The following is a 14,029-nucleotide window of genomic DNA, read 5'->3' as shown; positions in this document are numbered from 1 at the left end:
AGGACGGGCTCAACGATGCCCGCCGCATCCTGACCGAGAAGGCGCACGAGCTCGAGGCCCTGGCCCGCGGTCTGCTCGAATACGAGACCCTGACCGGCGACGAGATCCGCCATCTGCTCGACGGCCAGCCTCCGGTGCGCGACACCGGCGAGGCCATCACCCCCAGCCGCGGCTCCGCCGTGCCCACCGCCGGCCGTGGCCGGCCACGGGAGAGCGACGGGGAACTGATTCCGCAGCCCCAGAGCTAAAGCAAAGGTAGAAGGCGAGTGCTTCGACCGCACTCGCCTTTTCTTTTCCGCTCCCAGTCTGGTGACGGGCAGAAAAATTCGATCCTTGCCGGATTAACCCTGCGATCAGCTCCGTATACGGGTCATGAACGACGCCAAGCGCATGGATGTCATCGGACTGCTCGGACCCTTGCGGCGCTATGCTCGCTCGCTGGCACGGGACGAGAGCCAAGCCGAGGACCTGGTGCAGGACACCCTTGTTCGGGCCTATGAGCGGCGAAGCTCGTTCCGCCCGGGCGGCAACCTGCGTGGCTGGCTGCTCTCGATTCTGCACAACACCTTCATCGATCACCGGCGGCATCACGCGGCGGAGTTCCGTCGCCTGGAGCAGGCGGCTGCATTTGCCGAGACAGCGGCTCCGCCCGAGCAGGAAAGCCGGGTGCGGCTCCAGCAGGTTCAGGCCGCTTTCATGAGCCTGCCAGACGAGCAACGGGCTGCCCTGCATCTCGTCGCCATCGAAGGCCTGTCCTACCAAGAGGCCGCCACCGCTCTGAAGATCCCAGTCGGCACCCTTATGTCCCGCCTCGGCCGCGCCCGCGCCACTTTGCGAGGCTTCGAGTCAGGAACCGAGGTGTCGCGACCGTCCGAAGCCAAGCGTCCAAGCCTGCGCATTGTAGGAGGATCCGATGTCTGACCCTATCACCGAAGCGGACCTTCTGGCCTATGTGGATGACCAGCTTGACGTCACGCGACGGATTGAGGTCGAGGAGCATCTTGCCCACGATCCGGAAGCCGCCGCGCGGATCATGGCCGATCTGAAGGACCGAGATGCCCTCCGGCTGCTCCACGCTTGTCCTCTGCCCCGCGCTCCAGAGACCACCTTTGCAGCGGCTTCCCGGCTTGAGCGCGCTCTGGCTTGGCAGGAGTTCGGGCTGAAGCTGCGCCGGATCGCCGCCGTGGTGGCGCTGATCGGGTTCGGCTGGTTTGCCCATGGGCAGGTCGGGCTGGGGATTTCCGACAGCGAGGCCTCGCCCAAGCCGCCGTCTTTTGTCGAGGATGCCCTGCATTCGCACGAGACGGGCCTTTTGCGCGCCCGCATGGTCTCACAGCCGGAAGTCGAGGCCTATGACCCTGCCGAGATCCTGGCCGAGACTGGGGTCCAACTCCCAGTCTTGCCGGAGGGCTGGCAGGTTCGGGATGCACAGGTTTTCCCGTCCCGGCACGGGCACAGCGTCGAACTCGTCATCGATGCCAGTGATCTGGGCCGAGTGTCCCTGTTTGCCGCTCAGGCTCCGGCCTTCAACGTGATCGCCCCAACCCTGGCCCGCTTCGACAAGGCGAAGGCCGTGTACTGGCAGACCGGCCCGCTCGCCTACGCCCTGACCGGGACCGGCGGCGACAAAGCACTGGAGCAGGCAGCCCTGCGGCTGTCACGCCAGATTCCGTAAACCTCAGGAGAAAGCACCCATGAACACCCCCTATGCCTGGCAGACAGCGACCGCCCGCCCGAGTGGCGCCATCTTCGATGAAGGCCTGCGCCAGCACATGCTGCGGGTCTACAACTACATGGGCATCGGCCTCGTCCTTACGGGGCTGGTCGCCTTCTTCGTCGCCTCGACCCCTGCCCTTTACGTGCCGATCTTCCAGACGCCGTTGAAGTGGGTGGTGATGCTGGCGCCTCTGGCCTTCATCTTCTTCTTCTCGTTTCGCATGGACCGGATGACGGCAGCCAGCGCCCAGATGGCGTTCTGGGCCTTCTGCGCCGTGATGGGCCTGTCGCTGGCTTCCGTGTTCCTGGTCTTCACCGGCGCCAGCATCGCGCGCACCTTCTTCATCACCGCGACCATGTTCGGCGCCACCAGCCTCTATGGCTACACGACCAAGCGGGATCTCTCCAGGTTCGGCTCGTTCCTGATCATGGGGCTGATCGGCATCATCATCGCCTCGCTCGTGAACATCTTCCTCGGGTCGAGCCTGCTGCAGTTCGCGATCTCGATCATCGGCGTGCTCGTGTTCACGGGCCTGACCGCGTACGACACGCAGTCGATCAAAGAGCAGTATGCCGAAGGCTTCGGCCATGAGGCTAACAGCAAGATGGCCGTGTTCGGCGCGCTCTCGCTTTACCTGAACTTCGTCAACATCTTCCAGCTGCTCCTCAGCCTTACGGGTCAGCGGGAAGAGTAATCCGTTTCATCGCCAAGGAGAATTGAACCAAATGGACCATCAGGATCGTCAAGCCATCGAGCAACTGTTTGGCAAGCTGGCTCAGGTTGAGGGCCAGGCTGCAGCCCCGGATGCACAGGCTGCGGAATTCATCCGCTCACAGACCGCACGCCAGCCAAATGCGCCGTACTACATGGCCCAGACCATCGTGGTGCAGGAGCAGGCGCTGAGCGCCGCTCATGGCCGTATCCAGCAGCTCGAGCAGGATCTCGCCAGCCGTCCGGCCGGCGGAGGCGGCTTCCTGTCCGGCCTCTTCGGTGGTGGCCAGACCCGTCCCCAGCCGCATCAGCCTTACCAGCCGCAGCCGATGCAGGGCATGCCCCCGCATATGGCGCCCGGCGCGGGCGGGATGGCTCCCGGTCGCGGGGGCGGCTTCCTGGCTGGTGCAGCCCAGACTGCGATGGGCGTCGCCGGCGGTGTGCTGCTCGGCAACATGATTGCAGGTGCCTTCTCCGGCGGGGACGAGGCGAAAGCCGCAGATGCCGGTCAGGCCGAGCCGCAGCAGGCCGCGGCCGAAGACATGGGTGATGCCGGCGAAGACTTCGGCTTCGATGAAGCCTAAGCCGTGACCGCGAACCAAGCGGCGGGGCTCAGGGCTGAGCTCCGCCGCCCTTATTGCATCGCAGCACATTGAGGACTGCGATCACAATGGCGAACGTCGCGGCGCAGGGCGAGAAGATGACCCTACGGCAACATGGACGCGGCGCAGCTCGATGGGATGGCGGAGTTCACCAACGACAACAACGCCTTCCGTGAGCTCGACGATACCCAACAGCTTAACCTGACGCAGCACGGATCCCCTAAGCTTCCATGGCGGTTGAGGGCTTGCTTGAAACTTGGTGGGCTACTGGCGTCGCCGCGAAGCGCCTTGATCGCAGAAGTCACGAACCTGAGGAGAAGGACGGATATGGCCAGTTTCGACGATCGCCGGGATACCTTCGAAAGGAAGTTTGCTCACGATGAGGAGTTGCTGTTCAAGGCAACGGCCCGCCGCAACAAGCTGTTCGGTCTTTGGGCCGCCCAGCAACTCGGCAAGATCGGCCCGGATGCCGAGGCCTATGCGAAGGCTGTTGTCGTGGCGGATTTCGAGGAAGCCGGTGATGCCGACGTCATCCGTAAGGTGCGCCAGGATTTCGAGGCCGCCGGCAAGACGGCCAGCGATGCCGGGCTGGCCGATGTCCTGTCCGGCCTGATGAATGAAGCCATCGAGCAAATCAAAGCAGGATCATAGACTTCTGGCCCGATACCGCTTGGGCGCTTCAAGATCTTCCAAAGCGTCCTGAAAGCGCTTTAGGCTGTTGAACCGATGATCGCTTCTGGCGATCATCGGCCAGCGTTCTCCCTGGCAAGTCAACTCACAGTCGCCGCTGGCAGGACCGCTGACGAACTCTTGACCATCCCCCCACTCGCATTGCTTCATGTGACCCACTATAGCCAGGACCATGCCCGACCCTTCGAGTAGTCTCACGACCGTCGCATTGGCCGACGGCGACGTCGAACCCCGACAACGATTTTCTGAGGTCCTGAGTGGCCTCGCGGCTCGGCCTGGGTCAGCCGTCAGTATCGGCGACGTGCTGAACGCCTTTGGCGCCCTGATGCTGCTGTTTGCCGCACCCAACATGCTGCCGCTTCCGCCCGGCATGTCGGCGGTCCTGGGAGCGCCGCTTCTCTTCATCACCGCCCAGCTGATGCTCGGGCGCTCCACCCTCTGGATGCCCCGCTTCATCTGCGAGCAGTCGATCTCGCGTGACTTCTTCGCCCTCCTGACCGCGAAGCTCACCCCTGTCCTCCATCGGGCAGAGCGTTTCCTGCAGCCTCGGATCAGCCTGCTGCTCCATCCGGTCCCGGAGCGGATCGTCGGTGCTGCTTGTCTCCTTCTGGCGATCATCTTGTTCCTGCCAATCCCGTTCGGCAACATTCCCCCGGCTTTTGCCATCGCGGCGTTCGCGCTCGGCATCCTGGAGCGGGACGGCTTGGCCACGCTCGTCGGCTGGCTCGCCACCATCGGCAGCCTGCTGATCCTGGCCGCCATCTCTTCGGCGATCATCGCCGGCATCAACGCCTTTCTCGACCAGCTGTGGGTTATCCTCGGATGAGAGATCCCGACATGAATCCTGCCACCGCAGCATCGATCCTCCTGGAGGGGTGCCCTGGGCACCTGACACACCGTGCTTGAACTCGGCATCGCCGTCCTTCTGATCGGCCTGAACGGCCTCTTTGCGTTGTCAGAACTGTCCATCGTCTCGGCCCGCAAGGCCCGCCTTAAGACGATGGCTGACAACGGACGCGCGGGTGCCGCCACCGCCCTCAGACTGGCAGAGGATCCCGGACGGTTCCTGTCGACCGTTCAGATCGGCATCACCCTCGTCGGCATCCTGGCGGGCGCCTTCTCTGGCGCAGCGTTGGGTGAGCGCCTCACCCAGATCTTTCTCGACCTCGGCATGCCCGAGCGCGCGGCCGAGCCACTCGGCTACGGCCTTGTGATCGGGACCATCACCTATCTCTCCGTGGTCCTGGGTGAACTCGTACCCAAGCACCTGGCGCTCAAAAATCCGGAAGGGATCGCCTGTGCCGTGGCGCCTCTGATGGCATTGATCTCCCGGATCGGTGCTCCCGTGGTCTGGCTGCTCAATGCCTCGACCAAGCTGATCTTCCGCCTCTTTGGACAGAGCACGGAATCCGACAGCGTGGTGACCGAGGAGGAGATCAAAACCATCATGGCCGAGGCGGAGACCGCCGGCGTGATCGAGACGGACGAGCGCAAGATGATCGCCGGCGTGATGCGTCTGGGCGACCGGGCCGTGCGGGGAGTGATGACGCCCCGCACCGATGTCGATTGGATCGACATCGACGACACAGCATTCGAAATCCGTGAGGTTCTGATCAACACGGCTCATTCCCGACTGCCGGTGGCCGAGGGGCACCCTGACAACATGCTGGGCGTAGTGCAGGCCCGGGAACTCCTGGCGGCCTCGCTGCGGGACGAGCCCCTCAACATTCGCGCCCATATCCGCAGAGCCCCGATCATTCCCGATACCCTTGATGCGCTCGATGCCCTGGAGGTGCTGCGGCAGGCTGAGGTCCCGATGGCGCTCGTGCACGACGAATACGGCCACTTCGACGGCGTCGTCACCCCGGCCGACATCCTCGATGCCATCGCAGGGGCATTCCGCTCGGATGAGGGGACGGCAGAGCCGGAAGCCATGCAGCGCGAAGACGGCTCCTGGTTGCTGGCCGGCTGGATGCCGGCGGACGAAATGGCCGATCAGCTTGGGCTCACCCTGCCGGAACGCCGCGACTATGAAACCGTCGCAGGTCTGGTGATTGGTGAGCTGCAGCACCTTCCCAGCACGGGCGAGGCCGTCGAGGCACTGGGCTGGCGCTTTGAGGTCATCGACCTGGATGGACGCCGGATCGACAAGGTCCTGGCGAGCCGGATCAACACCCAAGAGGCCGCCTGACCATGCCCAAGCGCATCACTCTCCTCATCGCTGGGTTAACCCTGTCCCCGGTCATGGCCGAGGCAGCAGCCTGCAAGCTCGACCAGGCAACCTTCCGGCCGAAACTTGCGCCGGAAGCCTATGTTCTGAGAAGCAGCCGCAATGGCGACGATTTCCAGTTCGATCTCAGCATCCAGAGAACGAGCGAGACGTTCCGCTTCCAGGTCGAGATTGATGAGCGCACGGGCGAAGGCACGATCACCTCGCTTCCCGATGGCGCAGGACGCAATCCCAGGATCAAGACAGGCTTCAGGCTGCTGGACGCTAGTGGCCTGAAGACCTCGCCGCAGGGCGAGATCGGTCAGATCTCCTTTCTCGACCTTGGACGAGGCTTCGTCGATTTCCGCCTCCGTGAACGCCCGCAACCGGAGCCTTACACCGCCCCGCCCTCAGGTCTCTGGAAAGTGACGGAGTGTCAGGCGAAGTAGCTGCCTGCCTGAGCAGCCAGCAGAAGATATCCCCTGAACGCAGGACTAAAAGGACCCTCGAATGGACTTTGCTTGGATTTCCGATCCAACGGCTCTGGTAGCATTGGCGACCCTGATCGTGATGGAGGTGGTGCTCGGCATCGACAACCTGATCTTCATCTCGATCCTCACCAACAAGCTGCCTGAATACCAGCGCTCCAAAGCCCGCCGCATCGGCATCGGCTTGGCCCTGATCCTGCGCCTCGGCCTGCTTGGCACCATTGCCATCATCGTCACCCTGACCGAGCCGATCTTCACCCTGTTCGGGCACGGGTTCTCCTGGCGCGACCTGATCCTGATCAGCGGCGGCCTCTTCCTGGTCTGGAAGGCCACCAAGGAGATCCATCACAACGTCGATCCCACGCCATCCGACGACGTCTTCGATACGACCAAGGCAACCATGACCTTCGGCGCAGCCATCACCCAGATCCTGCTGCTCGACCTCGTCTTCTCCCTGGACAGCATTATCACGGCGGTCGGCATGACGGACCACGTCGCCATTATGGTGATCGCGATCATTGTCGCGGTGACGACGATGCTGCTCGCCGCCAATCCACTCGCCAACTTCATCAACAACAACCCGACGGTGGTGATGCTGGCGCTCGGATTCCTGATGATGATCGGCATGACCCTGATTGCGGAGGGCTTCGGTGCGCATGTGCCGAAGGGCTACATCTACGCCGCCATGGCGTTCTCGGCCCTGATCGAGGGCCTGAACATGCTCTCGCGGCGGGCGGCCCGCCGCAAGGTCGCTGGATCCTCACCTAAACCGAAGCATTGAGGTCACACGCAGGGAGGCTGCGTCTGCCGCAGCCTCTTGCCTTCAGCCTCTCATTCCCTTTGCAAGGAACCATTGCATGATCAGCATCACACGCTCCGTGGCAGCCTCCACCTTGGCTTGCACCCTTGCCCTGTCAGGAGCCGCCGCTCTGTCTCAGACGGCCAGCGCCTATCGCAGCGCCGACGTGGTCGCCGGCAAATCGCATCGCCTCGGGATTTACGGCAACGTGCAGAAGGACTGCACGTCGGGACCGCTGCCGACGATCCGGGTGGTGACGCCGCCCATGCATGGCGAGCTGAACGTGCGAAGCGGGAAACTCAAAGCCGGACGGATCTCCCGCTGCCCAAAACTGGAGCCGACAGCACAAGGAGTCTTCTACAAGGCCAATCCCACCTACAAGGGAGCAGACGAGGTCGGCTACGAGGTCAGGTCCGTCAGCGGCAAGGTGGAGAGCCACACCGTGAGGATCACCGTGAAGGACGCACAGCCATCGGATTCCAAGCCAGGCGAAGATGCCGACCTGTGACGCACTCGAGACATCGGGTCGGCATTCGGGAGCGAAAGCCACCAGACTTGATCCAGCCCGTCAGGGAGTGTCCGCAGCGACGTTCACTGCAACCCTAGGGCTTCAGCAACTCTTCGCTTGCGGCGTCCCGTACCCGCCGGATGCAGAGTTTGGTACAGGCTGCCCTTGCCAACATCCTGCGCCATCGCGGCCGGACCGGCGGACGACTTGAGGAGAGTTCCAATGGGCATGCATGCTGCCCTCCCACCGAGGGTCGGAGAGCTCCTGGAGACGTGGCGCCTGGTTCCTGACGGCCCTCTGCTGACGACGCGTTCCAGTTGGGTCGCTCCGGTCCAGCACGAGGGTTCACCCGCGATGCTGAAGGTCGCCCGCATCCCCGATGAGCAGTCGGGCTACCGACTGATGACGTGGTGGAATGGCCGGGGCGCCGCCAAGGTCTTTGCCTCGTCCGCAGACGCCCTGCTCATGGAACGGGCCACAGGCACCAGTAATCTCGCCCGGATGGCCTGGTCGGGCCAGGATGACGACGCCTGCCGGATCCTGTGCGACACGGCGGCTCGGCTGCACGCACCGCGGCGCGGCAAGCTTCCTGCGCTGCACCCGCTGGAGGCTTGGTTCCAGCCGCTCTTTCAGCTCGCCCCGGAACACGCAGCACTTGCCCCCGCGGCCGAGACGGCGCGCCAGCTCCTGGCCGTTCCATACGCCATCGGTCCACTCCACGGCGACCTGCACCACGAGAACGTGCTCGATTTCGGTGAGCGGGGGTGGCTGGCGATCGACCCCCACGGGCTGCTGGGTGAACGAACCTTCGACTATGCCAACATCTTCACGAACCCCGATCTCAGCGATCCGAGCCGACCGCTCGCCACCGTGCCGGGCCAGCTGGAGGCCCGGCTGGAGGTCGTGATCGGCGCGACGGGGATTGAGCCCCAGCGGCTCCTTCGCTGGATCGTCGCGTGGACGGGGCTGTCGGCGGCCTGGTTCATCGGCGACGGCGACGACAAGGGTGCTGCCATCGACCTCACAATCAACGCGATGGCTCGCGGTCTGCTCGGATGACTCACGAGAACGATGAAGATGACCGCATGCAGGAAGAACCAACACGAACTCCGGCTGAGGTGCTTGCGGCATTGACGATTGTCGGGGACCTGTTTGAAGCCTACCTCCTGACCGTCTATCTCCACGGATCGGCCGTGTCAGGCGCTCTGCGGCCACAGAGCGATGTGGATCTGCTGATCGTCACCGAACAACCAATGACGGATGCCATGCGGGAGAGCCTCCTGGCTGCCCTGATGCGGATTTCCGGTCGCCATCCCGCCAGTCCCACGGGCCCGCGCTGCATCGAGCTGATGGTGTTCCTGAAGTCTCATCTTTCGGCATCGGCCTATCCGGCGCGCAGCGAGTTCATCTATGGCGAATGGTTGCGGGACGCCTTCGAGGCCGGCGAGCTTCCAAAGCCCGTTTCGGACCCTGAGCTCACTCTGGTGTTGGCGCAGGCCCGGCAGGAGGCGAAGGCCTTGGTCGGGCCTGCGGCGGCGGAGCTGCTGCCCGAAATCCCTGATGACCACATCCGCCGAGCCATGCGCGACGTCCTTCCTTCATGGCTCGACAACCTGACAGGTGACGAACGAAACGTCCTGCTGACACTTGCCCGCATGTGGCGGACGGCGGCGACGGGCGAGTTCGTGACGAAGGATGCCGCCGCCGAATGGGTCATTCCTTACCTGCCCGACCAAATTGCAGATGTGCTGATCTGCGCTCGGGACGCGTATCTTGGCAGAACCAAGGACGCCTGGACAACCCACCCGACCGAAGTGCGCCGGGCGGCAGACTACTTGCAGCAACAGGTAGCGGCACTGCTGTGACCGCTGTGGCTCGCAGCAGCCGTTGCACTCTGCCGGAATAATGGGTGCTGCGCCTAGTTCCAGATAGGGCCCTCTTGTGCCCCGGAGACCGGCTAGCCTCGTTTATGCAGTTGCAAATGACTTGCAACTGCATAAACTACCCGGACGATCACCGGAGAGATGATGATGACGAAGCTCACTGCCCTTTTGTTCGGCCTTGCAATGCTGGGCTTCACCGTCGCGTCCCCAGCTCAGGCCGCGGACGGCAAGCTCAAGGTCGTCACGACCTTCACCGTCATCGCCGACATGGCGCGGAACGTCGCGGGCGATGCCGCCATCGTGGAGTCGATCACCAAGCCCGGGGCGGAGATCCACAACTACCAGCCGACACCAGGCGATATCCTGCGGGCGCAGGATGCCCATCTCATTCTGTGGAACGGCCTCAATCTCGAACTCTGGTTCGAGAAGTTCCTGCGCAATCTGAAGGAGGTGCCCAGCATCGTCGTGTCCGAGGGCGTGCGGCCGATGGGAATCCAAGAGGGGCCCTACACCGGCAAACCTAACCCCCACGCCTGGATGTCGCCCAGCGACACTCTCATCTATGTCGACAACATCCGCGACGCGCTCATCAAGCACGACCCGAAGAACACTGAGACCTACCGGGCCAATGCGGAGGGCTACAAGGCGAAGATCCAGGCAACGGTTGCACCCATCCGGTCAACCCTGGCGGCGATCCCGGAACAGCGGCGCTGGCTCGTGACCAGCGAGGGCGCGTTCAGCTATCTCGCCCGCGACTTCGGCCTGAAGGAACTCTACCTCTGGCCGATCAACGCCGATCAGCAGGGCACGCCGCGGCAGGTGCGCAAGGTCATCGATGCCGTGCGGGCCAACTCCATCCCAGCTGTCTTCTCGGAAAGCACCGTCTCGCCCGATCCGGCCAAGCAGGTGGCGCGCGAGACCGGCGCCAAATATGGCGGCGTTCTCTACGTCGACTCCCTGAGCGATGCCACAGGTCCGGTGCCGACCTATCTTGATCTCCTGCGCATCACCTCGGAGACCATCGCCAAGGGATTGACCGAATGAACCTCCCCACACGAGGAGCGGATCCTCGTTCAGGCACCGCCGACGCGGGACTTGCCGTCAGTGGTGCAACCGTCACCTACCGCAATGGGCATACCGCTCTTCGGGACGTGAGCTTTGCGATCCCGCGTGGCACCATCACGGCGCTGGTGGGGGTCAACGGCAGCGGCAAGTCGACCCTGTTCAAGGCCGTCATGGGCTTTGTCCCCGTATCGCCCGGCTCGATCGCGATCCTCGGCGGGTCTGTTGCCCAGGCGCTCAAGAGCAATATCGTCGCCTACGTGCCCCAGAGTGAGGACGTTGACTGGAATTTTCCCGTTCTGGTCGAGGACGTGGTGATGATGGGCCGCTACGGCCACATGAACCTGCTGCGCCTGCCCCGGCGCCAGGACCGCGAGGCCGTGGACGCAGCGCTGGAACGGGTCGGCATGAAGGCCTTCCGGAAGCGCCAGATCGGCGAACTCTCGGGCGGCCAGAAGAAGCGGGTCTTCCTGGCACGCGCCCTGGCGCAGCACGCCCGTGTCATTCTCCTCGATGAACCCTTCACCGGTGTCGACGTGACCACGGAGGAGGCCATCATCGTGCTCCTGCGTGGGCTTCGCGACGAAGGCCGCGTGATCCTGGTTTCGACCCACAATCTCGGCAGCGTTCCCGAGTTCTGTGATCGCGCCGTGCTGCTGAACCGGACCGTGCTGGCCGCGGGACTGACTGAGGCGGTGTTCACGCGGGCCAACCTGGAAAAGGCTTTTGGCGGCGTGCTTCGGCACTTCGTGTTTGATGCCAGCCTTCGCGCGGGAATCTCGTCGGTGGATGTCATTTCCGATGACGAGCGGCCGCTGGTCATCTACGCGGACAAAGCTTCGGATGCGACCAAGAATAGCACGGCCATCCCACCGGCCGCAGGAAGCGAGCCCACCTGATGGCCCAGCTCCTTGAGCCGTTTTCCTACGACTATATGGTCAACGCCATGTGGGTGAGCGCCCTCGTCGGGGCGGTCTGCGCCTTCCTCTCCGCCTATCTGATGCTCAAGGGCTGGTCGCTGATTGGCGATGCGCTCTCACATGCCATCGTCCCAGGTGTCGCCGGCGCCTACATGCTCGGCCTGCCCTTCTCCCTTGGAGCTTTCCTCTCGGGCGGACTGGCGGCCGGCGCCATGCTGTTCCTGAACCAGCGCACGAAGCTCAAGGAGGACGCCATCATCGGGCTGATTTTTACCTCGTTCTTCGGGCTCGGGCTGTTCATGGTGTCGCTCTCGCCCACCTCCGTGAACATCCAGACCATTGTCCTCGGCAACATTCTGGCCGTCACACCCGAGGATACGCTGCAACTCGTGGTCATCGCGGGCGTGTCCCTCGCCGTTCTGCTGCTGAAGTGGAAGGACCTGCTCGTCACCTTCTTCGACGAGAACCACGCCCGCTCGGTCGGCCTGAATCCTACGGCTTTGAAAGTCCTGTTCTTCACCCTGCTCAGCGCCTGCACGGTGGCGGCGTTGCAGACGGTCGGGGCGTTCCTGGTGATCGCCATGGTGGTGACACCCGGTGCTACGGCCTACCTTCTGACTGATCGGTTTCCACGGCTGATCCTGATCAGCGTAATGGTCGGCGGGCTGTCGAGCGGCATCGGCGCCTATCTCAGTTATTTCCTCGACGGTGCGACCGGTGGCATCATCATCGTCCTGCAGACACTGGTGTTCCTGACCGCCTTCATCCTGGCGCCCAAGCATGGGCTGCTCGCCGCCCGCCGGCGCATGCGAGCCGCATCGGAGGCGAGCCTGTGATTGGCCTGCTTGACACGCTTGCCCTACCCTTCACCTTTCCGTTCATGCGGGAAGCCCTCGTGATCGCCATGCTCGTCGCGGTGCCGGCGGCACTGTTGTCGTGCTTCCTGGTGCTCAAGGGCTGGTCGCTGATGGGGGATGCGGTCTCGCATGCGGTGCTGCCCGGTGTTGTCCTGTCCTATATTGCCGGCCTTCCCTTGGCGGTGGGCGCCTTCGCGTCCGGCATGGTCTGTGCGCTCGCCACCGGCTATCTGAAGGAGAACAGCCGCATCAAGGAGGACACGATCATGGGCATCGTGTTCTCCGGCATGTTCGGCCTCGGCATCGTGCTCTACACCAAGGTGGAGACGGAGGTGCATCTCGACCACATCCTCTTTGGTGACATGCTCGGCGTGGATTGGCCGGACCTGGTGCAGAGCGCGATCATCGCCGCGGTCGTTCTGGTCATCATTGCCATGAAGTGGCGGGATCTCCTGCTTCATGCGTTCGATCCGCAGCAGGCCCAGGCCATGGGGTTGCCGGTGCGGCTTCTCCACTATGGCTTCCTGTCTCTGCTCTCCCTGACGATTGTGGGCGCATTGACCGCGACCGGCATCATTCTGACCATTGCCCTGCTGATCACGCCGGGTGCCGTGGCGTTTCTCCTGACGAAGCGGTTCGGGACGATGCTGGTCGTGTCGGTGTTGGTGGCCGCGGTGGCATCCTTCACCGGTGTCTATGTCAGCTTCTTCATCGACAGCGCCCCCGCCCCGACCGTCGTTCTGCTCATGGCTAGCACCTTCGTTGCGGCCTTCGTTCGTCAGCATGGCTTCAGCATTCGTCAGAGTGTTGGCGCTGCGGAGTGACGGTCCCACCTGCGCAGGTTCCGTTGCAAACCCTGACATAGGTTAAGCGACGGCCGGACGTGGCCTCAGGCCAGGCAGTAGCGCTGAAGAGAGCAGCAATGAAGTCACTCTGAGCCTTCATGTCATTCGCAGGCACGCACGCCACCTGACCCTTGCGGATCATCGCCATCACCTCATAGCCGGCAACTGCAAGGCAGTTTGAAAGTTCTTGAAGCCCAGCCCTGGACGAACCAGCCGCTTGATGCGCCGGTGATCCTGCTCGACGATGCTGTTCAGAAATTTCATCTGCCGGAGCCTCGTAACGCGCCAGAGTTTTCTGCTCTGCGTCATGGCTTTGGCCGCGCTTCGATAAGCGGCATTCTTGTCGACCGTGATCGTCTGCGGATTGACGGTGTGCGGCTGCTTCAACGCCTTGCGGAAGAAGCGCCGGGCGGCCGCCGCATCCCGCTTGGATGAGAGCAGAAAGTCGATTGTCTGCCCGGTCGCATCGACGGCGCGGTACAGGTACACCCACTCGCCTTTGACCCGAATATATGTCTCATCCACGCGCCAGGAGCCGTTCGTTGGACGCAGATGCGGACGGATGGGTTCTGTCGCAAATCCGGAACAAGGACGAGAAAGCAGCAGGTGCATCGGGTGTTGTCATGTCTGGATGGCGCCCGTTTGGCAACGTGATTGTTGATGATGCTTGGGCCTAGCGGGGCGGGTGCGGTCATGTCTCCGGCCTTTGAACGCGGTGCTTCATGACCGCAGGCCCTG

General features: G+C 63.4%; 16 protein-coding genes and 2 pseudogenes. 17 read left to right on the top strand and 1 reads right to left on the bottom strand.

Annotation, left to right across the window (positions count from 1 at the left end; translation table 11 throughout):
• The 17 genes and pseudogenes from ACS5Q1_RS40870 to ACS5Q1_RS40790 all read left to right on the top strand — a co-directional run.
• Positions 1–248, top strand: a pseudogene (locus tag ACS5Q1_RS40870) (ATP-dependent zinc metalloprotease FtsH); the annotation flags it as partial.
• Between the two features lie 124 nt (positions 249–372).
• Complete coding sequence (locus ACS5Q1_RS40865; protein WP_473103591.1) at positions 373–921, top strand: sigma-70 family RNA polymerase sigma factor; 549 nt, start codon at positions 373–375, stop codon at positions 919–921.
• Positions 914–1,675, top strand: coding sequence for an anti-sigma factor (locus tag ACS5Q1_RS40860; RefSeq protein WP_473103590.1), 762 nt, complete (start codon positions 914–916; stop codon positions 1,673–1,675). The genes ACS5Q1_RS40865 and ACS5Q1_RS40860 overlap by 8 nt, the downstream gene beginning before the upstream one ends.
• Before the next feature lie 19 nt (positions 1,676–1,694).
• Positions 1,695–2,411, top strand: a complete 717-nt coding sequence (locus ACS5Q1_RS40855; protein WP_473103588.1) for a Bax inhibitor-1/YccA family protein — start codon at positions 1,695–1,697, stop codon at positions 2,409–2,411.
• Between the two features lie 31 nt (positions 2,412–2,442).
• On the top strand, positions 2,443–3,012 hold the full coding sequence (locus ACS5Q1_RS40850; protein ID WP_473103587.1) for a DUF2076 domain-containing protein: 570 nt from the start codon (positions 2,443–2,445) through the stop codon (positions 3,010–3,012).
• 345 nt (positions 3,013–3,357) lie between these two features.
• On the top strand, positions 3,358–3,681 hold the full coding sequence (locus ACS5Q1_RS40845) for a DUF1476 domain-containing protein (protein WP_473103586.1): 324 nt from the start codon (positions 3,358–3,360) through the stop codon (positions 3,679–3,681).
• 211 nt (positions 3,682–3,892) lie between these two features.
• Positions 3,893–4,546: an exopolysaccharide biosynthesis protein gene (locus ACS5Q1_RS40840; protein WP_473103585.1), complete on the top strand. Its 654-nt coding sequence runs from the start codon at positions 3,893–3,895 to the stop codon at positions 4,544–4,546.
• 72 nt (positions 4,547–4,618) lie between these two features.
• The gene (locus tag ACS5Q1_RS40835) at positions 4,619–5,911 is read left to right on the top strand and encodes a hemolysin family protein (RefSeq protein ID WP_473103584.1); all 1,293 of its coding nucleotides are present in this window, start codon (positions 4,619–4,621) and stop codon (positions 5,909–5,911) included.
• A 2-nt stretch (positions 5,912–5,913) separates the two neighbouring features.
• Entirely contained in the window at positions 5,914–6,378 is a 465-nt protein-coding gene (locus tag ACS5Q1_RS40830; protein ID WP_473103583.1) for a hypothetical protein, read from the top strand.
• A gap of 61 nt (positions 6,379–6,439) precedes the next feature.
• A complete protein-coding gene (locus tag ACS5Q1_RS40825) occupies positions 6,440–7,198 on the top strand; it encodes a TerC family protein (RefSeq protein ID WP_473103582.1) in 759 nt (252 codons plus the stop codon).
• 76 nt (positions 7,199–7,274) lie between these two features.
• Positions 7,275–7,724 (top strand): 4-aminobutyrate aminotransferase, encoded by a 450-nt coding sequence (locus ACS5Q1_RS40820; RefSeq protein WP_473103581.1) that lies wholly within the window; start codon positions 7,275–7,277, stop codon positions 7,722–7,724.
• Between the two features lie 222 nt (positions 7,725–7,946).
• Complete coding sequence (locus ACS5Q1_RS40815) at positions 7,947–8,783, top strand: APH(6)-I family aminoglycoside O-phosphotransferase (protein WP_473103580.1); 837 nt, start codon at positions 7,947–7,949, stop codon at positions 8,781–8,783.
• Between the two features lie 26 nt (positions 8,784–8,809).
• Positions 8,810–9,589, top strand: coding sequence for an aminoglycoside adenylyltransferase family protein (locus ACS5Q1_RS40810; RefSeq protein ID WP_473103579.1), 780 nt, complete (start codon positions 8,810–8,812; stop codon positions 9,587–9,589).
• A 201-nt stretch (positions 9,590–9,790) separates the two neighbouring features.
• A complete protein-coding gene (locus ACS5Q1_RS40805) occupies positions 9,791–10,651 on the top strand; it encodes a metal ABC transporter substrate-binding protein (protein WP_473103594.1) in 861 nt (286 codons plus the stop codon).
• Entirely contained in the window at positions 10,648–11,568 is a 921-nt protein-coding gene (locus ACS5Q1_RS40800) for a manganese/iron ABC transporter ATP-binding protein (protein ID WP_473103578.1), read from the top strand. Before ACS5Q1_RS40805 ends, ACS5Q1_RS40800 begins: the two co-directional genes overlap by 4 nt.
• Positions 11,565–12,425 (top strand): metal ABC transporter permease, encoded by an 861-nt coding sequence (locus tag ACS5Q1_RS40795; RefSeq protein WP_473103593.1) that lies wholly within the window; start codon positions 11,565–11,567, stop codon positions 12,423–12,425. Before ACS5Q1_RS40800 ends, ACS5Q1_RS40795 begins: the two co-directional genes overlap by 4 nt.
• Positions 12,426–12,469: 44 nt before the next feature.
• Positions 12,470–13,270, top strand: coding sequence for a metal ABC transporter permease (locus ACS5Q1_RS40790; protein WP_473103592.1), 801 nt, complete (start codon positions 12,470–12,472; stop codon positions 13,268–13,270).
• Between the two features lie 73 nt (positions 13,271–13,343).
• Here the strand turns inward: ACS5Q1_RS40790 and ACS5Q1_RS40785 are convergent.
• A pseudogene (locus ACS5Q1_RS40785) lies at positions 13,344–13,855 on the bottom strand (IS6 family transposase); the annotation flags it as partial.
• Between the last annotated feature and the right edge of the window lie 174 nt (positions 13,856–14,029).

The organism is Microvirga sp. GN3 (assembly GCF_055792825.1).
This window is presented reverse-complemented; position numbering and strand designations above follow the sequence as displayed.

Bases quoted from the DNA above. Each gene is read 5' to 3' on its own strand.
- ACS5Q1_RS40865 (WP_473103591.1), top strand. From the start codon at position 373: ATGAACGACGCCAAGCGCATGGATGTCATCGGACTGCTCGGACCCTTG.
- ACS5Q1_RS40860 (WP_473103590.1), top strand. From the start codon at position 914: ATGTCTGACCCTATCACCGAAGCGGACCTTCTGGCCTATGTGGATGAC.
- ACS5Q1_RS40855 (WP_473103588.1), top strand. From the start codon at position 1,695: ATGAACACCCCCTATGCCTGGCAGACAGCGACCGCCCGCCCGAGTGGC.
- ACS5Q1_RS40850 (WP_473103587.1), top strand. From the start codon at position 2,443: ATGGACCATCAGGATCGTCAAGCCATCGAGCAACTGTTTGGCAAGCTG.
- ACS5Q1_RS40845 (WP_473103586.1), top strand. From the start codon at position 3,358: ATGGCCAGTTTCGACGATCGCCGGGATACCTTCGAAAGGAAGTTTGCT.
- ACS5Q1_RS40840 (WP_473103585.1), top strand. From the start codon at position 3,893: ATGCCCGACCCTTCGAGTAGTCTCACGACCGTCGCATTGGCCGACGGC.
- ACS5Q1_RS40830 (WP_473103583.1), top strand. From the start codon at position 5,914: ATGCCCAAGCGCATCACTCTCCTCATCGCTGGGTTAACCCTGTCCCCG.
- ACS5Q1_RS40825 (WP_473103582.1), top strand. From the start codon at position 6,440: ATGGACTTTGCTTGGATTTCCGATCCAACGGCTCTGGTAGCATTGGCG.
- ACS5Q1_RS40820 (WP_473103581.1), top strand. From the start codon at position 7,275: ATGATCAGCATCACACGCTCCGTGGCAGCCTCCACCTTGGCTTGCACC.
- ACS5Q1_RS40815 (WP_473103580.1), top strand. From the start codon at position 7,947: ATGGGCATGCATGCTGCCCTCCCACCGAGGGTCGGAGAGCTCCTGGAG.
- ACS5Q1_RS40810 (WP_473103579.1), top strand. From the start codon at position 8,810: ATGCAGGAAGAACCAACACGAACTCCGGCTGAGGTGCTTGCGGCATTG.
- ACS5Q1_RS40805 (WP_473103594.1), top strand. From the start codon at position 9,791: ATGCTGGGCTTCACCGTCGCGTCCCCAGCTCAGGCCGCGGACGGCAAG.
- ACS5Q1_RS40800 (WP_473103578.1), top strand. From the start codon at position 10,648: ATGAACCTCCCCACACGAGGAGCGGATCCTCGTTCAGGCACCGCCGAC.
- ACS5Q1_RS40790 (WP_473103592.1), top strand. From the start codon at position 12,470: ATGCGGGAAGCCCTCGTGATCGCCATGCTCGTCGCGGTGCCGGCGGCA.